16 protein-coding genes are annotated in these 17,490 nt (G+C 67.7%); 6 read left to right on the forward strand and 10 right to left on the reverse strand.

The window, feature by feature from the left end:
• Positions 1-27: 27 nt before the first annotated feature.
• From AC1DIP_RS15890 to AC1DIP_RS15910, 5 genes are all read right to left on the reverse strand, one after another.
• Positions 28-465 (reverse strand): nuclear transport factor 2 family protein, encoded by a 438-nt coding sequence (locus tag AC1DIP_RS15890; protein ID WP_476210120.1) that lies wholly within the window; start codon positions 463-465, stop codon positions 28-30.
• An 8-nt stretch (positions 466-473) separates the two neighbouring features.
• Complete coding sequence (locus AC1DIP_RS15895) at positions 474-2,285, reverse strand: acetyl/propionyl/methylcrotonyl-CoA carboxylase subunit alpha (protein ID WP_477734292.1); 1,812 nt, start codon at positions 2,283-2,285, stop codon at positions 474-476.
• A gap of 130 nt (positions 2,286-2,415) precedes the next feature.
• The gene (locus AC1DIP_RS15900; protein WP_477734293.1) at positions 2,416-3,054 is read right to left on the reverse strand and encodes a Maf family protein; all 639 of its coding nucleotides are present in this window, start codon (positions 3,052-3,054) and stop codon (positions 2,416-2,418) included.
• Positions 3,055-3,063: 9 nt separating this feature from the next.
• Positions 3,064-5,586 (reverse strand): MMPL family transporter, encoded by a 2,523-nt coding sequence (locus tag AC1DIP_RS15905; RefSeq protein WP_477734294.1) that lies wholly within the window; start codon positions 5,584-5,586, stop codon positions 3,064-3,066.
• Between the two features lie 18 nt (positions 5,587-5,604).
• Positions 5,605-6,294: a TetR family transcriptional regulator gene (locus AC1DIP_RS15910; protein WP_476210128.1), complete on the reverse strand. Its 690-nt coding sequence runs from the start codon at positions 6,292-6,294 to the stop codon at positions 5,605-5,607.
• A 184-nt stretch (positions 6,295-6,478) separates the two neighbouring features.
• On the opposite strand from AC1DIP_RS15910, the gene AC1DIP_RS15915 reads away from it, so the two are divergent.
• Complete coding sequence (locus AC1DIP_RS15915) at positions 6,479-7,042, forward strand: hypothetical protein (protein WP_476210130.1); 564 nt, start codon at positions 6,479-6,481, stop codon at positions 7,040-7,042.
• A 91-nt stretch (positions 7,043-7,133) separates the two neighbouring features.
• Here AC1DIP_RS15915 and AC1DIP_RS15920 read toward each other — a convergent pair whose 3' ends face one another.
• From AC1DIP_RS15920 to AC1DIP_RS15940, 5 genes are all read right to left on the reverse strand, one after another.
• Positions 7,134-8,576, reverse strand: coding sequence for a cation:dicarboxylate symporter family transporter (locus AC1DIP_RS15920; RefSeq protein WP_476210131.1), 1,443 nt, complete (start codon positions 8,574-8,576; stop codon positions 7,134-7,136).
• Positions 8,577-8,695: 119 nt separating this feature from the next.
• Positions 8,696-9,565, reverse strand: a complete 870-nt coding sequence (locus tag AC1DIP_RS15925) for a phosphatase PAP2 family protein (protein WP_477734295.1) — start codon at positions 9,563-9,565, stop codon at positions 8,696-8,698.
• 117 nt (positions 9,566-9,682) lie between these two features.
• Positions 9,683-11,368 (reverse strand): DUF885 domain-containing protein, encoded by a 1,686-nt coding sequence (locus tag AC1DIP_RS15930; protein WP_477734296.1) that lies wholly within the window; start codon positions 11,366-11,368, stop codon positions 9,683-9,685.
• 42 nt (positions 11,369-11,410) lie between these two features.
• A complete protein-coding gene (locus AC1DIP_RS15935) occupies positions 11,411-11,656 on the reverse strand; it encodes an acyl-CoA carboxylase subunit epsilon (RefSeq protein ID WP_477734303.1) in 246 nt (81 codons plus the stop codon).
• The gene (locus AC1DIP_RS15940; protein WP_477734297.1) at positions 11,656-13,239 is read right to left on the reverse strand and encodes an acyl-CoA carboxylase subunit beta; all 1,584 of its coding nucleotides are present in this window, start codon (positions 13,237-13,239) and stop codon (positions 11,656-11,658) included. The genes AC1DIP_RS15935 and AC1DIP_RS15940 overlap by 1 nt, the downstream gene beginning before the upstream one ends.
• 215 nt (positions 13,240-13,454) lie before the next feature.
• On the opposite strand from AC1DIP_RS15940, the gene AC1DIP_RS15945 reads away from it, so the two are divergent.
• From AC1DIP_RS15945 to AC1DIP_RS15965, 5 genes are all read left to right on the forward strand, one after another.
• Positions 13,455-14,342: an SDR family oxidoreductase gene (locus AC1DIP_RS15945; RefSeq protein ID WP_477734298.1), complete on the forward strand. Its 888-nt coding sequence runs from the start codon at positions 13,455-13,457 to the stop codon at positions 14,340-14,342.
• 84 nt (positions 14,343-14,426) lie between these two features.
• Positions 14,427-15,335, forward strand: coding sequence for a biotin--[acetyl-CoA-carboxylase] ligase (locus tag AC1DIP_RS15950; protein ID WP_477734299.1), 909 nt, complete (start codon positions 14,427-14,429; stop codon positions 15,333-15,335).
• On the forward strand, positions 15,328-15,924 hold the full coding sequence (locus tag AC1DIP_RS15955; RefSeq protein ID WP_477734300.1) for a PH domain-containing protein: 597 nt from the start codon (positions 15,328-15,330) through the stop codon (positions 15,922-15,924). Before AC1DIP_RS15950 ends, AC1DIP_RS15955 begins: the two co-directional genes overlap by 8 nt.
• Positions 15,914-17,110 carry an adenylate/guanylate cyclase domain-containing protein gene (locus AC1DIP_RS15960; RefSeq protein ID WP_476210144.1) on the forward strand — a complete coding sequence of 399 codons (1,197 nt, stop codon included), beginning with the start codon at positions 15,914-15,916 and terminating at the stop codon, positions 17,108-17,110. Before AC1DIP_RS15955 ends, AC1DIP_RS15960 begins: the two co-directional genes overlap by 11 nt.
• A 149-nt stretch (positions 17,111-17,259) precedes the next feature.
• Positions 17,260-17,490 (forward strand): hypothetical protein (locus AC1DIP_RS15965; protein WP_477734301.1); only part of this gene is annotated, 231 nt, incomplete at its 3' end.

Below are 17,490 nucleotides of genomic sequence, written 5' to 3' on the forward strand. Positions count from 1 at the left end.
TCGGAAACGGTCAGGCTGGGTGGCGCGTCAGGCCGGGGGCTGCGCCAGGGACCGGCGGGACTGCGGGCGGGCCGCAGGGTCGGCCTGGCGGTGCACCAGCTTCCAGTAGCCCTCCTCGCGGCGGAAGATGCTGGTCACGCGGAGCGCGAACTCCTCCGTGGCGGCAGCGCCGTCCAGGCGGGCCCGGAAGTGTTCGGTCTCCACCAGGTAGGCGGTGTCGCGGGCCGTGTAGGAGGTGACGGTATCGAAGCCGAGCATCTCGCCGTCGCGGAACTGCCGCGCCGCCTGGTCCAGCCGGGCCTCCACCTGGGCCCAGCCGCGGGCTATTCCGCCGAACGGGTTGGCCAGGGTGACGTCGTCCAGCCGGGAGTACAGTTCCTTGATCGGGGCGGTGTTGCCCCGGGTGATTTCGGGAACCGCCTGGTGGTAGCGGGCCACTTCTTCCTGGAAACTTGGTGCCAGCATTCGGCTTCCTAGTCTTCGATCGTGGCGATGATGGCGCCCGCGGACACCGTTTCGCCGGCCGTTGCCGTCAGGCCCGTGATGGTGCCGGACCGGTGCGCGGTGAGGGGCTGCTCCATCTTCATGGCCTCAAGGACCACCACCAGGTCGCCTTCGGACACAACGTCCCCGTGCGCCACGGCCACCTTCACGATGGTGCCCTGCATGGGGGAGGTCAGTGCATTGCCCGTGGCGGCCGTGGGGCCGGCGGAACGGGAACGCTTCTTGGACTTGCCCGGCTTGCCGGCGGCGGACGATCCCGTTCCCAGGGTTCCCAGGGATGCGGGAAGCACTACTTCGAGGCGCTTGCCGCCCACTTCCACCACCACGCGTTGGCGGTCCTCGGCGGAGCCGTCGGCGTCGGCAGCGGCGTCCGGGGTCCATGCCGGCAGGTTGTTGGTGAACTCGGTTTCGATCCAGCGGGTGTGGACCTTGAAGGGCCCTTCAGCCGGCGCGAAGGCGGGATCCGAGACCACTGCGAGGTCGAACGGGATGACTGTGGGGATACCCTCAACCACCATTTCCTCCAGCGCGCGGCGGGCGCGCTGCAGCGCCTGCGGGCGGCTGGCGCCGGTGATGATGAGCTTGGACAGCATGGAGTCGAAGTTTCCGCTGATCACGTCGCCCTGTTCCACGCCGGAGTCCACGCGGACCCCGGGACCGGTGGGGTTCTTCAGGACCCGGAGCGTGCCCGGGGCGGGCAGGAAGTTGCGGCCCGGGTCCTCGCCGGTGATGCGGAATTCGATGGAGTGGCCGCGGACCTCGGGGTCGCCGTAGCCAAGCTCCTCGCCGCGGGCAAGACGGAACTGCTCGCGGACCAGGTCGATGCCGGTGACTTCCTCGGAAACACAGTGCTCCACCTGCAGGCGGGTGTTGACCTCGAGGAAGGAAATGGTTCCGTCCTGGCCCACCAGGAATTCGCAGGTGCCGGCGCCCAGGTAGCCGGCCTCCTTCAGGATGGCCTTGGAGGATTCGTAGAGCCGGCGGTTCTGGTCCTCGGTGAGGAACGGCGCCGGAGCTTCCTCCACGAGTTTCTGGTTGCGCCGCTGCAGCGAGCAGTCGCGGGTGGAGACCACCACCACGTTGCCGTGGGCGTCGGCCAGGCACTGGGTTTCCACGTGCCGGGGGGCGTCGAGGAAGCGCTCGATGAAGCATTCGCCGCGGCCGAAGGCGGCCGTGGCCTCGCGGACTGCGGATTCGTAGAGTTCGGGGATTTCCTCGCGGGTGCGGGCCACCTTGATGCCGCGGCCGCCGCCGCCGAAGGCCGCCTTGATGGCCACCGGCAGGCCGTGCCGGTCCACGAAGTCCAGGACTTCGTCGGCTGATTCGACGGGGTCCGCGGTGCCGGGGACCAGGGGTGCGCCGACTTTCTCGGCGATGTGCCGGGCGCGGACCTTGTCGCCCAGGGCGGAGATGGCGTCCGGGGAGGGGCCAATCCAGGTGATGCCTGCGGCAATGACCTTGGCGGCGAACTCGGCGTTCTCGGCCAGGAATCCGTAGCCCGGGTGGATGGCGTCGGCGCCGGACTGGCGCGCGGCGTCGATGATCTTGTCCATCACCAGGTAGGACTCGGCGGCGGTGGCACCGCCCAAGGCGAAGGCTTCGTCAGCGAGCCGGACGTGGAGTGCGTCGCGGTCCGGGTCGGCGTAGACGGCTACGGAGGCGAGGCCCTCGTCCCGGGCCGCCCGGATGATCCGCACGGCGATTTCGCCGCGGTTGGCGATCAGCACCTTTGTGAGGCTGGGCTGCGTGGTTCCTGCGGACTGCTCCAAATTTGCTGACAAGGCGTCTCCTTCTTTCCTTCAGGGAGCCTAGCGCGGTTTTGGAGGTTCCGCCGATATTACTTGCGGAATCCGCGTGTAAACCGGTCGTCCTTTGTAGGGAAGCTACAACCACTGCAGAAAACGGACGACTTTACCTCGGCGGCCAGAGATCAGTGATGCGCACATTGGCGGCGGCAAGCAGGCCGCGCAGGGTGGATACGGAAAGTCCGACGACGGCGTGCGGGTCGCCGTCGACCTTCCGGATGAAGGCCCCGCCCAGGCCGTCGATGGTGAAGGAACCCGCACAGTGCAGCGGCTCGCCGGTGGCGATGTAGGCATCAATCTCCTCCGGGGCCATGTCCAGGAAGGAAACCTCGGCGGAGGCGACCGCCCCGAGCGTGGCACCCGAACCGCGGCCGCCGTCGTCGTCCGTGTCCCGGCAGTCCACCAGCCAGTGCCCCGTGTGCAGCACGCCCGCGCTGCCGCTCATCCGGAGCATCCGTTCCCGCGCGACGTCGGCGGTGTAGGGCTTGCCGTGCGCCTCGCCGTCGAACTCGAACACGGAATCGCAGCCCAGCACCAGCGCGCCCTCCGCCTCCGGGAGGGACGCGACCGCCTCCGCCTTGGCCCGGGCCAGCAACAGCGCGGTGTCGTGCGGGTCCGTCACGCCGTACCGCTCCTGGACGGCCGCCTCGTCGACGTCGGAAACCAGCACGGTGTGCCGGATGCCGGCCTCGGCCAGGAGCTTGGTGCGGGCGGGGGACTGGGAGGCGAGGATCAGATGGAGCACGGTTTCAGCCTAGTGGACCAGTTCGCCGGACACCGGCGTCCCCTGGCCGCGGCTGAGCTTGGCGCCTTCCACGTCCACGTCCGGCAGGATCCGGTCCAGCCAACGCGGCAGCCACCACGACTTGGCGCCCAGCAGGTACATCACGGCCGGGACGATGGTCATGCGGACCACGAACGCGTCGAACAGGACACCGAAGGCCATCGCGAAGCCCAGCGGCCGGACCATGGTGAGGTGGCTGAAGATGAAGCCGGAGAACACGCTGACCATGATGATCGCGGCGGCGGTGACCACAGCGGCCGCGTGCCGGAAGCCCACCCGCACCGCTTCCCTGGCGCTTGACCCGTGCATGTAGGCCTCGCGCATGCCGGAGGCAATGAACACCTGGTAGTCCATCGCCAGGCCGAACAGCACACCGATCAGGATGATGGGCAGGAAGCTCAGCACGGCACCGGGGTTGGCCACGTCGAAGACGTTCCCCAGCCAGCCCCACTGGTAGACAGCCACGACGGCGCCGAAGGCCGCCGACAGGGACAGCAGGAAGCCGCCCGTGGCCAGCAGCGGCACCACGATGGAGCGGAACACCAGCAGGAGCAGGACCAGGGAAAGTCCGACGACGATCGCCAGGTAGGGCGGCAGGGCGTCACCGAGCTTGGTGGAGACATCCACGTTGCCGGCCGTCTGGCCGGTCAGGCCCATGGCAACGTCGTAGTCGGCCTTGATTTCGCCGTTCAGGCCCCGGAGTTCGGCGACCACCTTCACCGTGCTGGCGCTGGCCGGGCCTTCCTTGGGGATGACCTGGAAGACTGCGGTCCGGCGGTCCTCGCTGAGCGCCACCGGCACGGCGGCCACCACGTTGTCCACGGCACGGAGCTTGTCCGCGATGTCGTACTGCAGCTTTTGCGCCTGGGCCGCATCCAGGTTCGCGGGGAACTCGCCCACGGCCACAATGGGGCCGGTGACGCCCTCGCCGAAGCTGCGTGCCGTCAGGTCGTAGGCCTGGTAGGCCTCGGACTCCACAGGCTCGGAGCCGCCGTCAGGCAGCGCCAGCTGGAGCTGTGTGGCGGGCAACGCCAGGGTGCCCAGCAGGAGGATGCCGGCGACGAGCGCAACCCAGGGGTGCTTGGTGACCAGGCCGCCCCACCCGCGGGTGCTTCGTTCGCGGTCGGTGGCAAGATCCGCCGCCTCGTGGCCCGGTTCGGCGTTGTGCGCCTCGGACTTGGCCCAGGCCCGCTTGGAGATGATCCGGCGGCCAATCAGGGACAGCATGGCGGGGGTCAGGGTGATGGCGACCAGGACCGCCACCGCCACGGTTCCCGCGGCGGCGAGGCCCATGACAGTGAGGAACGGCAGCCCGGGGACCACCAGGGCTGCAAGGGCGATGATCACGGTGAGCCCGGCGAAGACCACCGCGTTGCCGGAGGTTCCGTTTGCCCGGGCCACGGACTCCTTAGGGTCCATTCCGGCCAGGAGCTGCGTCCGGTGCCGGTTGACGATGAACAGCGAGTAGTCGATGCCGACGGCCAGGCCCAGCATGAGGGCAAGCATGGGGGAGATGGAGCTCATGTCGAACAGGCCTGAGAGTGCGAACGTGATGCCCACGCCCACGCCGACGCCGATGATGGCCATCAGCAGCGGCAGTCCGGCCGCGATCAGCGTCCCCAGCATGAGGATCAGGACCAGCGCAGCGACGGCGATGCCGACAATTTCCGCTGTGCCGAACAGGGCTGAGATGTCCTCGGTGATTTCCTTGCTGGCAAAGGCCTGGACGCCTGCGGAGGACGTCTCGTGGGCGATCTCCTGTACCTGCTTGCGGACCGCTGGTGCCAGGCCGTTGATGGAGGTGTTGAACTGCACCTGGGCCACGGCCGCCTTGTTGTCCTCCGAGACGAAGCGGATGGCGGACGCGGCCTGGGCCTGGCGCTTGCCAAGTTCCAGCTTCGCCTTGTTGGCCTCCAGTTCCTGGGCGCCGGCGTCGAGCTTGGCCTGGCCGGCAGCCAGCGCTGCCTTCTGCTGGCCCAGCTGGGCCTCGACTACTGCTGCGGGCGCGCCGGCGGCGGTGAGCTGTTGTTCAGCCGCTGCCAGCTGTGCCTTGCCCGCCTCCAGCTGGGCGCGGGAGGCATCCAGCTGTGCCTGGCCGGCCGCCAGCTGCTGTTCGCCGTCCGTGATCGCCTTGCCGGCCTGGTCCACCTGGGCCTGGGTGGCGAACGGATCAACCGTGCCGCGGACCTCGGGGAGGGCTTGCAGCTTCTTCAGCGCATCCGTCACGGCCGCGCGGCTCTCAGGCGTGAATCCGCCGTCGGGGGCTTCGAAAACGATCGTGGCGCTTCCGCCCGAGGCTGCGGGCAAATCCTGCTTGAGCTTGTCCGCGATCCGCTGCGTCTCGGTGCCCGGGATCTGGAAGTTGTTGGACAGCGTGCCGTGGAAGGCTGCGGCGGAACCGCCGACGGCCACCAGGACCGCAAGCCAGAGGGAGATGACAAGCCAGCGCCGGCGGTAGGAGAACTTGCCGAGGCGGTAGAGGAGGAGTGCCATGCGGGAGGACCGATCTGATCAGGAGGAACGGGTGGCGGATGGGAAAGCGGTGGTGGTGAAGCCGGCGCCCAGCAAGCCCATGGCATCGATGAGCAGCTGGCGGAGTTCTGCAAGGGAGGCGGGTGAAAGGTCCGGGCCGCGCCGGCTGAACCAGACCTCCATGGCGGCCTTTCCGCAAGAAATGATGGAGCCGGCCAGGGCATGGACGTACAGCTCGTCCCGCTCGCCGGGGCTACCGGCAAGTCGTTCACGGGCCACGGTGAAGACCTGGGCCCGGCAGTGGTCCCACGCCTCCAGTTCCGTATGGGACATCAGCGGACTCTGCTGGGTCAGCGTGAACAGTTCGGCGAGCGGGGCGATGGCCTTGGGGTCGGCCAGGGCCACCAAAGCGGCCTGGGCCGACTCCAGCATGGGCTCCTCGGCCGGGCGGAGGCGCAGCTGCTGGATGGCGTTGTCCAGGAAGCCGTGGACGATGGAGGCCAGGGCGGCGTCGGTGCTGCCGAAGTAATTGAAGAAAGTGCGGCGCGAGATTCCCGCGGCGTCGGCGATGTCCTCCACCGTGAAGTTGCCCGGGCCCTTGGACCGCAGGAGGCCCAGAGCGGCGTCGGTAATGCCCTGGCGGGTGGCGGCCTTGTTCAGCTCGCGGCGGGATGGCGCGGCGGGCACCGCATCCTGCGGGGTTTCTGGAGCGGACAGCGGATCTGGCACGGAATTACACTACGTGCAACTTTGCACTGAATGCAACTTATTTTCGGGGCCGAATCTGGATTCACAGGAGAACGAAAGGTTTCCGACAGCCTTTCCTGAACCTGGTGGCCGATGCTGGATATGTCCCGCCGCGAGGCGTATCACCAGCAGCCGTCAGGCGACGGCGAATGAGGAGACAACGAAAATGACCCGCACGAAGAAAATGACCCTGGGCCTGTCAGCCGCGGCGCTGGCGCTCGGTGCAGGAATCGGCGTGGCCGGCATGGCATCGGCCACCACCACCACGCCCTCTCCCACCCCGAGTGCAAGTGCCAGTGCCTCGGCCGATGGCTCCGCCGGCACTGACCACGGCGGCATGGGCAGGCACGGCGGCCGTGACGGCAAGGGCATGGAGCAGGCATCCGCCCTGGCAGCGAAGCTCGGCGTGGACGAAGCCAAGGTGACCGACGCACTGAAGGCCTTCCGCGAAGCCAACAAGCCCACCACGCCGCCGGCCGACGGCCAGAAGCCGGACCCCGCCGCCCGCGAGGCCGCCCTCGCCAAATCGCTGGCCGGCTCGCTGGGCATCGACGAGGCCAAGGTGACGGCAGCCCTCCAGGAGATCCGCAGCGAGGAACAGTCCGAACACGCGGCCGAGCTCAAGACCCGACTGGACAAGGCAGTGACGGACGGCAAGCTGACGCAGGCTGAAGCCGACGCCGTCACCAAGGCCGTCCAGAACGGGGTGATTGGCGGCGGCGGACGCTGACTGTTTCAGGCCGGTTGCGGCCTGGGGCGTAGCCCTTAAGCAAAGACGTCCCCGGGAGAAACTCCCGGGGACGTCTTTTTGCTGGCGCGCGTTACGCGTTGGCATCCTGCAGTTCGCGGGATGCGGTCCCGGCGCTGGTGCCGTCCGTTGCGGACCCTCCGGCGGCGGCATCGCTGTCATCCACGAACGGTGTGCCGTTGCGGGGTGCGTTGTACAGCGACTCGTCCAGGATGCCCTGGCGCTTGGCCACGATGGTGGGGACCAGGGCCTGTCCTGCCACGTTCACCGCGGTGCGGCCCATGTCCAGGATGGGGTCGATGGCCAGCAGCAGCCCGACGCCGGCCAGCGGCAGCCCCAGCGTGGACAGCGTCAGGGTGAGCATCACCACGGCGCCCGTGGTGCCGGCGGTTGCGGCGGAGCCCAGGACGGAGACCAGTGCGATCAGCAGGTACTGGCTGAAGTCCAGGTGGATGCCGAAGAACTGGGCCACGAAGATCGCCGAGATGGCGGGGTAGATGGCAGCGCAGCCGTCCATCTTGGTGGTGGCGCCCAGCGGCACGGCGAAGGAGGCGTAGGCGCGGGGCACCCCGAGGCTGCGTTCAGTCACGCGCTGGGTCAGCGGCAGGGTTCCCACCGAGGAGCGGGAAACGAAGGCCAACTGCACTGCGGGCCATACGCCGGAGAAGTACTGCTTGACGGACAGGCCATGGCTGCGGACCAGGATCGGGTAGACCACGAACAGCACCAGGACCAGGCCGGCGTAGATGGCCACGGTGAACTTGCCCAGCGAGCCGATGGTGTCCCAGCCGTAGACGGCCACGGCATTGCCGATGAGGCCGACAGTGCCCAGCGGTGCGATGCGGATGATCCACCAGAGCACCTTCTGGATCACGGCGAGGGCCGAGGCGTTGAGGTTCAGGAACGGCTCTGCGGCCTTGCCCACCTTGAGGGCGGCAACGCCCACCGCGATGGCGATGACGAGGATCTGCAGGACGTTGAAGCTGATGGAGGTGGTGACGGCGCCGGAGTCGCCGACAGTGGAGCTGGCACCCAGGCCGAGGAAGTTCTTGGGGAACAGGCCCACGAGGAAGGCCCACCAGTCACCGGACTTGCCGGTGTACTTGGCGTCTCCGTTGATGCCGGTGTTGGCGCCGGGCTGCAGGAGTACGCCCAGGCCGATGCCGATCAGCACGGCGATCAGGGATGTGATGGCGAACCACAGGAGCGTGTTCCATGCGAGCCGGGCGGCGTTGGACACCTGGCGCAGGTTGGAAATGGAACTGACTACGGCGGTGAAGATCAGGGGAACGACGGCGGTCTGCAGCAGCGACACATAGCTTGAGCCGATGGTCTGCAGCGTGGCGCCGAGGGCGTTGGGGCTGGTCTTGGTGCTGCCGGTGTACTTGGCCAGCAGGCCGAGGCCCAGGCCCACCACGAGGGCGGCAATGATCTGGAAGCCGAACGAACCCGCCCACTTGGGGAGCTGGAATCCGGTCTTCCCTGCGGGGGAGGGGGTGCTTGTCTGAGTGCTCACCAGAACAAGCTAGACCTCTGCTAAATATCACGTCGAACCAACATTGAGAAATATTACGTGCACTGGATGCGGGCCCCGGCCGGAAATCCCCGGAGAACCAGGGATAACGGCGGCATTTGTTACTTATTCCCGGCAGGGGTGTGCTTAACGTCTCGTGGTTCGTGGTGTTTCCTGACCGTCAGGTAGAGCCGGTGGGCGGTGATCACGATGGCCAGCCAGGCGGCACCCAGTGCCCAGGCCGCCAGCACATCGGTGAGCCAGTGATGGCCCAGGAAGACCCTGCTCAGGCCGATCGCGACGGCGAAGAGGGCTGCCGCCGCGGCGGTGAGGATGCGGGCGCGGTTCGAGTGGAGCCGCAGGATGATGAGGTACGCCACGATGCCTGCAATCACCACCGCGTTCAGGGAGTGTCCACTGGGAAACGATGCCGAGTGTTCGTAGGGCGGTACGGCGTCGCTGAGGTCCGGCCGCGTGCGTCCCACGAGGCGCTTGCCGGCGATGGTCATCAGCAGTGAACCCAGGCCCGCGGTGACGATCAGGATGACGGGGGTCCAGGAGCGGCGCCGCAACGCGAGCACCGCCATGATGGCGACGGCGAGGACCGGCATCCCGATGGTCCCGCCAACATCGGTGAAGGCCGTGACCGCCACATCCAAGGCAGGGGTGCGGAGGTCCTTGCTGGCCGCCAATACCGGATGGTCAAGTCCGGCCACCCCGTCGGCGGCCACTACCGCTTCATAGACCTCGCTGAACGCGGCGGTCAGGGCGGCGGAAATGACCGCCCCCACCAGCAGCGTCAGGATCAGTGCGCCATGCGGGCCATGTACCTGGCTGATGCGGTGGACCACTCCGACCAGGTGCCGGCCTGTCCGGGTGTCCCATCTGGTGAGGTCCTTGCCACCGACGGTCGTGTCCTGGCGCAGTTCACCACGCACCCCCGTCCCGGCCGGTGTCCCTTGGAGGTTGGTCAACGTCGTCTCCCTGTCCATACGGCGATGCGCGCCACGGCAATTTAGTAAGCAAGCTTATTGATTGCCGTGGGCGCTGTCCACCTAATGCCGGGGGCTCGGTCCACCAGCCAGGGATCCGGCCGGGAGGATGGGCTGTCAGCCCAGAAGCGCCCGGCGAAGGGTGTCGAGTCCCACGGAGCCGATGTTGAGGGCCTTGGTGTGGAACTCCTTGAGGTCGAACCCCGGCCGTGCCTCGAGCTCGGCGCGGATCTGTTCCCAAAGGCGCTGGCCTACCTTGTAGGAGGGCGCCTGTCCCGGCCAGCCGAGGTACCGGGTGAACTCGAAGTTGAGCTGGCCTTCGCTGAGGGGGAGGTTTTCCTTCAGGAATGCGTAGCCCCTGTCGGCGGTCCAGGTGCCGGATCCCCAGCGTTCGGGCATCTCGAGTTCCAGGTGGACCCCGATATCGAAGACCACGCGCGCTGCCCGCATGCGCTGCATGTCCAGCATGCCCATGTGGTCGCCAGGGTCTTTCAGGTAGCCCAGTTCCTGCATGAGTTTCTCGGCGTACAGGGCCCAGCCTTCGCCGTGGCCGGAGGTCCAACAGACGTTCCGGCGCCATTTGTTGAGCAGCTCGCGCCGGTAGGTGGCAGTGGCCACCTGGAGGTGGTGGCCCGGGACGCCCTCGTGGTACACGGTGGTGGTTTCGGCCCAGGTGGTGAAGGTGTCCTCGCCTGCGGGGACTGACCACCACATGCGGCCGGGGCGGCTGAAGTCGTCGGATGGGCCGGTGTAGTAGATGCCGCCTTCGTCGGTGGGGGCGATTCGGCACTCAAGCCTCTTCATGACATCGGGGATGTCGAAGTGCACGCCAGCGAGTTCGGCCACGGCCTTGTCGGAGAGGTCCTGCATCCATTCCCGCAGCGCCTCGGTGCCTTTCAGCTGCCGTGCGGGGTCGTTGTCGAGGATTTCCTTGGCTTCGGCAATGGAGGCGCCTGCCTTGATGGCGGCTGCGACCTGTTCCTGCTCCGCGATCAGTCGGTCGAGTTCCTGGACGCCCCACGCGTACGTTTCCTCCAGGTCCACCTCTGCGCCCAGGAAGGACCGGGAAGCCAGTGCGTAGCGGGCCCGGCCCACGGCATCCTTTTCGGGAGCGGCGGGCAGCAGTTCGGTGCGCAGGAATTCCGCCAGGCCGGCGTAGGCCTGGCGGGCGGCGGCAGCTCCGGCGTCGAGCTTCTCCTGCAGGGCCGTGGGCAGCGGCCCCGCATCCGTGGCGGCACCCGCGGCCAGCTTTGCGAAGAAGCCGTCCCCGGCGGCGTACTTGGCCACCTGTTCAATGACGATGCGCACCTGGCGGGCGGCGGCGACCTTGCCCGCATCCCTGGCCAGGCGCAGGGACTCGGTGTAGCCGCTGATGGCCGCCGGCACGTTGTGTGCGCGCCCGGCGATGTGCTCCCAGTCCTGTTCGGTTTCAGTGGGCATGAGGTCGAAGATGGCGCGGATGTCCTGGGCCGGTGAGGCAATGTTGTTCAGGTCCGCATACTCCCACCCGGAAGCATGGATCAGGAGCTGCAGGCCCAGCCGCTCCTGCATGGCGTCCAGGGTGACGGCGTCCACGTCGTCCTCCGGCTCCAGGCCTTCCAGCGAGACGAGGGCATGCCTTGCCGCCTCGGCGAACCCGGCGATGCCGGCAGGGGAGAAGTCCTGGTATTCCGTCTCATGTCCCGGCAGGCCAAGGGTGGTGGCAAAGGTCGGATTGAGCCTGATCAGGGTGTCGGTGTAGTTGTCAGCGACGTCGTCGATCCGGGTATGCGGGCGCGCGGCGGGTGCAGTGTCGGTAGTCACATCCCGAGCCTACCCGGCCACATGGACAGGATGTGGAAGCCGTCAGCCCCGGCTGCGCTTCCAGGCACCCGGGCCCGGCGTGGGCGCGAGCCGAAGCTGCTGCCTCCGGACCCAGTGCCGCACGCTGGTGGTCTTTGCCGGGGCCGCGGTTTCCCCGCCGAGGGAAAGCACGACGGCGGCCAGCGCGGCGAGTTCCTCGTCGTTCGGCTGTCCTTTGACAACAGAGAACAGCGGCGCGGCCTGGGGTTCCGGGGCTTCGGCGGGCTCAGGCGCCCCTGGGGTGCTGATCACAGCGGGATGTTCCCATGCTTCTTGGCGGGAAGGCTGGCGCGTTTGTCACGCAGGGCGCGCAGTCCCTTGATGATCTGGATGCGGGTGTCCGAGGGGGCGATGACGGCGTCCACGTAGCCAAGCTCGGCTGCCTGGTAGGGGTTGAGGAGTTCTTCCTCGTACTGCTGGATGACCTGGGCGCGGCGGGCCTCAACGTCGCCGCCGTCCTCGGCGACCGCTGCGAGGTCGCGGCGGTAAAGGATGTTCACGGCACCCTGGGCGCCCATCACGCCGATCTGGGCCGTGGGCCAGGCCAGGTTCAGGTCGGCGCCGAGCTTCTTGGAGCCCATGACGATGTAGGCGCCGCCGTAGGCCTTGCGGGTGATGACGGTGAGCTTGGGGACGGTGGCCTCGGCATAGGCGTAGAGGAGTTTGGCGCCGCGGCGGATGATTCCCTGGAACTCCTGGTCCTTGCCCGGAAGGAACCCGGGGACATCCACCAGGGTGACGATGGGGATGTTGAAGGCGTCGCAGTGGCGCACGAAGCGGGCCGCTTTTTCCGAGGCGGCGATGTCCAGGGTGCCGGCGAACTGGAGGGGCTGGTTGGCCACGATGCCTACGGTGTGGCCCTCCACGCGGCCGTAGCCGATCATCACGTTGGGGGCGTACAGGGCCTGCATCTCCAGGAAATGCCCGTCGTCCACGATCTGCTCCACCACGGCGCGCATGTCGTAGGGCTGGTTGGCGGAGTCCGGAACCAGCGTGTCCAGGGCGAGGTCGTCGTCGTCGATTTCCAATTCCTGCTGGTGCCCCAGGACGGGCGCCTCGGACAGGTTGTTGGACGGGAGGAAGTCCAGCAGTTCGCGCACGAACTCGATGGCGTCGGTCTCGTCCGAAGCGAGGTAGGTGGACGTTCCGGTGGTGGCGTTGTGCTGCCGGGCACCGCCGAGCGTTTCCATGTCCACGTCCTCGCCGGTGACGGTCTTGATGACGTCCGGGCCGGTGATGAACATGTGCGAGGTCTTGTCCACCATCACCACGTAGTCGGTGAGGGCCGGGGAGTAGGCCGCGCCGCCGGCGGAGGGGCCCATGATGAGCGAGATCTGCGGCACCACGCCGGAGGCGTGGACGTTGTTGCGGAAGATGTCCGCGAACATGGCCAGCGAGGCCACACCCTCCTGGATGCGGGCGCCGCCGCCGTCCAGGATGCCGACGACGGGGCAGCCGTTGCGGAGCGCGAACTCCTGGACCTTGACGATCTTTTCGCCGTTGACCTGGCTCAGGGATCCGCCGTAGACGGTGAAGTCCTGGCTGTAGACCGCCACCAGCCGGCCGTCAACGGTGCCGTAGCCGGAGACCAGGCCGTCACCCAGCGGCTTCTTCTTCTCCATGCCGAAGGCGCTGGAGCGGTGCACGGCCAGGGCGTCGAACTCAACGAAGGAATCGTCGTCCAGCAGCAGGGCGATGCGCTCGCGGGCGGTGTTCTTGCCGCGGGCGTGTTGTTTCTCGATGGCCTCGGGGCCGGAGGGCTGTTCGGCGCGCGCCTGGCGGTCGCGGAAATCGGCAATCTTTCCCGCTGTCGTTGTCAGATCGTGGCTCATCAAGTGTCTCCGGCTCTGTAGCAGGTCAATTCTGTCGGCTGGCGGGTCTGGCTGCGCGGAGCGTTAAGTAGCATCCACACAAAAGACGAACCCTGGTGGCAAGTCTAATGACGCTTTGGGCGCCAACGGCTGTAGGGAACCTACAATTTTCTGCCGTTCCAACACCCCCTGCACAATGTTACTCATGAGTAACTTACTTGGGTTACAGTGTTCCCATGACTTCAAGCGACGATGCTTTGCATGCCTCCGAAAGCCCGTACCGGGCCGCCGGCTCCCTGGCGGGCCGGACCATCCTGCTCTCCGGCGGCAGCCGCGGGATCGGCCTGGCCATCGCCCTGCGGGCGGCACGCGATGGCGCCAACATTGTGCTCCTTGCCAAGACGGGGGAGCCGCACCCCAAGCTCGCCGGGACGGTCCACACCGCGGCCCGGGAGCTGGAGGCGGCCGGAGGCCAGGCGTTGCCCCTGGTGGGTGACGTGCGGCGGGACGATGACGTGGCCGGCGCCGTGGCCGCAGCCGTGGAGCGGTTCGGCGGCATCGACATCGTCATCAACAACGCCTCCGCCATCGACCTCTCCACCACGGACAAGGTGGAGATGAAGAAGTACGACCTTATGCAGGACATCAACGTGCGCGGCACCTTCCTGCTGTCCAAGCTGGCGCTCCCGGCGCTCCGTGCCTCTGGACAGGGGCAGATCCTGACGCTCTCGCCGCCGCTGAACCTCCACCCCTCCTGGGCTGGAAAGCACCTCGCCTACACCATGGCCAAATACGGGATGAGCCTGACCACCCTGGGCCTGGCCGAGGAACTGAAGGCCGACGGGATCAGGGTCAACTCACTGTGGCCGTGCACCCTGATCGACACGGCCGCCATCCGCAACATGCCCCACGGCGAAACCATGGTGATGGCCGCGCGCGGCCCGCAGATCATGGCCGACGCCGCCCACGCCGTCCTGACCGGCGGCAATCTCGGTGCCGGTGCGCCGCCGTCGGGCAACTTCTACACGGATGAGCAGGTCCTGGCCGCCGCCGGCGTGACCGACTTCCGCCCCTACAGCCTGGGTGCGCCCGAAGACCGGCTGGTCCCGGACATCTTCCTCTAGGTCGGCCCTCCTGCAGTCCCCGGCGCCCGTTCCGGGACCGCGGCCGGCTGGGTGCGACCAGGCGCGGCTCGGTAGGATCTAGCTATGGATGACGCACATGCACCGGCTACCCCCCTGAACCGAGGGGACCTGGCCGACCAGCGTTTCCTCTCCGCCACGGGGATACCGCGGATCGACGTGGTGGACTCCACCGGCTCCACCAACGCCGACCTGCTGCGCGGCGTCACGGTGGACCCTGCGGCGTGGCCTGACCTCTCCGTCCTGACGGCGGAGTACCAGACCGCGGCAAGGGGCCGGCTGGACCGGCGCTGGGAGGCGCCGCCGCTGAGCTCCGTGTCGGTTTCCGTGGTCCTGCGCCCGGTGAACGCCGAAGGCAGGCCCCTTCCCACCCAGAGCTACTCGTGGCTTTCCCTTATCGCAGCCCTGGCCCTGCGCGAGACGCTCCTGGAAACGGCAGGCATTCCGGCCGAGCTCAAATGGCCCAACGACGTCCTGGTCCGCGGCAGGAAGATCGCGGGCATCCTGGCCCAGCTTGGTCCGATGGTGGACGGCAGCGTGCCCCCCGTCATCCTGGGGACCGGCCTCAACGTCAGCCTGCGCGAAGAGGAACTTCCGGTGCCCACTGCCACGTCCGTGGCCATCGAAGGTGCCACCACCACCGACCGCACGGCGCTGCTGAAGAGCTACCTGTCCCACTTCGCCGTCCTGTACCGCACTTTCTGCAATGCCGACGGTGACCCCACGGCGGGCATGGCTGGGGGGCCGTCGCTGCACAAACGCGTGGAGGCCGTGATGGTCACCCTGGGCAAGCAGGTGCGCGCGCAGCTGCCCGGCGACCACGAAATCATTGGACATGCCTCCCGCCTGGATGACTACGGTTCCCTCCTGGTGGTGGACCGGGACTCGCATGAGCATGTGGTCACGGCCGGCGACGTGGTGCACCTGCGGCCCTGGTCGTCGCCGGACGCGCCGCAGCAGGGTGGTTATGCGTAGGTCCCTTGTTCCAGGGGAGCAGGTCATCGTCACTACCCGCCCGCAGCCGCGAAAGCTTGCCGGTGCTGCCGTAGCCTTCGTCCTGGCGCCGGCACTGGCCGCCTTCGCCAGCGCGTGGGTTATCCGCGGCGGCCCCGCCCGCGTGGCGCCTGCCCTTGGCCGCCAGTGGACGCCCTGGCTGGTGGGTGCCTGCGTGCTCGCGGCGGTGGCTTTATGGCTGGGCTATTGCCTGCCCCGGCTTCTCCGGTGGCATGGCACCCGCTATACGCTGACCAGCCAGCGGATGGTGGCCCGGTCCGGACTGTTGAACCGGCGGGACCAGCAGGTGAACCTGGCATCGGTGCGAAACCTGACGGTCCATGAATCGTTGCTGCAGCGACTGGTGCGTTCCGGGAATATATCCTTGGAAACCGGGCACCAGGGCATGGTGACCTTTCGCGACGTGCCCGAGGTGGCCCGGTTCCGCGACTTTATCCTCGACGCCATCGGGGAACTGCCGGAGGACAGCGGGGCCCAGCCCGGCGCGACGTATTACCCAGCCGGTGCATTTCCGGACGACATGAGAGAAGGTGGACGGGATGACCGATGAGGACCAGCAGGAACGCGTCGAGAGCATCGAAACCGGCGCCTTCGACGCGTCGTCCGACGCCGGCTCCGCCGACCCCTTCGCAACCGGGCCGGCTGCTGCCGCGGAGCCGCCCGGCGTCGACCGCCACCCGCCAACCGGCGCCATGTCCGCGGAACGTTTGGCCATGAAGGCGCTCGAAGCCCGGCTGCTGGGTGGGGAACGCAAGCTCCGCCGTCGTGAAGTTGCGGCCGGGGCCGGCCTCTCACTGCTTTCTGCCCGCAAGCTCTGGCGTGCCCTGGGATTCCCCAACTTCGGCGACGAGGACGTCGCCTTCACCGAACGCGACCAGGCGGCCCTTTCCACCGTGGTGGACCTGGTCCGCGCCGGCAAGCTCACGGAGGAAGCGGCCATCTCGGTGACCCGCTCCATCGGGCAGATGACCGACCGCATGGTGGTCTGGCAGATCGAAGCGCTGGTGGAGGACATGGTGCACGAGCAGGGCGTCACGGACGCCGTGGCCCGCAAGCGCCTGGTCAACGAACTTCCCGCCCTGGTGGACGCACTGGAGGAAGTCCTGGTCTACTCCTGGCGCCGCCAGCTCAACGCCGGCGTCCAGCGACTCGCGGTCCGCGCCGAAGCCGGGCTCCAGGCCAGCGAGGAAGGCCGGGAGGGCGACGAGGACGACGCGCCGCTGCCCCTGGCCCGCGCGGTCGGGTTCGCGGACCTGGTGTCCTACACCAGCCTGTCCCGGCGGATGAACGAAAAGACGCTGGCCCGGCTGGTCCAGCGCTTCGAGAACAAGTGCGCCGAGATCATCTCCGTGGGCGGCGGCAGGCTGGTCAAGACCGTTGGCGATGAAGTCCTGTACATCGCCGAAACCCCTGCTGCGGGTGCGGAGATTTCGCTGGCGCTGGCCGAAGCCTTCACCGAGGACGAGATCCTCCCCGAAGCGCGCGTAGCCATGGTGTGGGGCAGGATCCTGTCCCGCCTGGGCGACATCTACGGTCCCACCGTGAACCTCGCCGCCCGCCTGACCACCCTGGCGGACCCCGGCACCGTCCTGGTGGATTCCATGACGGCCTCCGCCCTGGAACATGACGAACGGTTCGTCCTGATTCCGCAGGACCCGGAGAACGTGCGCGGCTTTGGCGAAATCAATCCCGTCCGCCTGACCCGCGGCCGCGGCAAGGGCCTGGTCCTGGACTAAGCTCCGGAAGCTCCGGGTCCCGGACAGACCTGGCCGGACTGAAAAGAATTTATCCACTTGTTGGCGTATAGCGGTATCGTTGTGGTGCCCGGGGTCCTCTGACGCCGGCTGCAGGCACGAAGCCTAGATCTACCGGGGGACTTCCACACATGAAACGTCGCGGACAAACGCGCGCCCAGATCCCTGCTTCCGCCGCGCCCCGATGGCGCCGCCTGCCGCGCTCCCGCTGGTTCACTGGTACGGCGTTTGGTGCTGTGGTGGCTGTGGTGGTGACGGGTGCTGTGTTGTATCCGGGGTTTAAGACCACTGAGGTGGAGTTGAACGATGGTGGTGTGTGGGTTGTTTCGAAGTCGAAGAATGCTGTGGGGCGGTTGAATTAT

This window comes from Pseudarthrobacter sp. 05T312 (assembly GCF_056396685.1).

What these genes read in the sequence shown, in the direction of transcription:
- AC1DIP_RS15960 (WP_476210144.1), top strand. Translation starts at nt 15,914, where the DNA reads ATGACCGATGAGGACCAGCAGGAACGCGTCGAGAGCATCGAAACCGGC.
- AC1DIP_RS15915 (WP_476210130.1), top strand. Translation starts at nt 6,479, where the DNA reads ATGACCCGCACGAAGAAAATGACCCTGGGCCTGTCAGCCGCGGCGCTG.
- AC1DIP_RS15925 (WP_477734295.1), bottom strand. Translation starts at nt 9,565, where the DNA reads ATGGACAGGGAGACGACGTTGACCAACCTCCAAGGGACACCGGCCGGG.
- AC1DIP_RS15905 (WP_477734294.1), bottom strand. Translation starts at nt 5,586, where the DNA reads ATGGCACTCCTCCTCTACCGCCTCGGCAAGTTCTCCTACCGCCGGCGC.
- AC1DIP_RS15945 (WP_477734298.1), top strand. Translation starts at nt 13,455, where the DNA reads ATGACTTCAAGCGACGATGCTTTGCATGCCTCCGAAAGCCCGTACCGG.
- AC1DIP_RS15890 (WP_476210120.1), bottom strand. Translation starts at nt 465, where the DNA reads ATGCTGGCACCAAGTTTCCAGGAAGAAGTGGCCCGCTACCACCAGGCG.
- AC1DIP_RS15955 (WP_477734300.1), top strand. Translation starts at nt 15,328, where the DNA reads ATGCGTAGGTCCCTTGTTCCAGGGGAGCAGGTCATCGTCACTACCCGC.
- AC1DIP_RS15940 (WP_477734297.1), bottom strand. Translation starts at nt 13,239, where the DNA reads ATGAGCCACGATCTGACAACGACAGCGGGAAAGATTGCCGATTTCCGC.
- AC1DIP_RS15950 (WP_477734299.1), top strand. Translation starts at nt 14,427, where the DNA reads ATGGATGACGCACATGCACCGGCTACCCCCCTGAACCGAGGGGACCTG.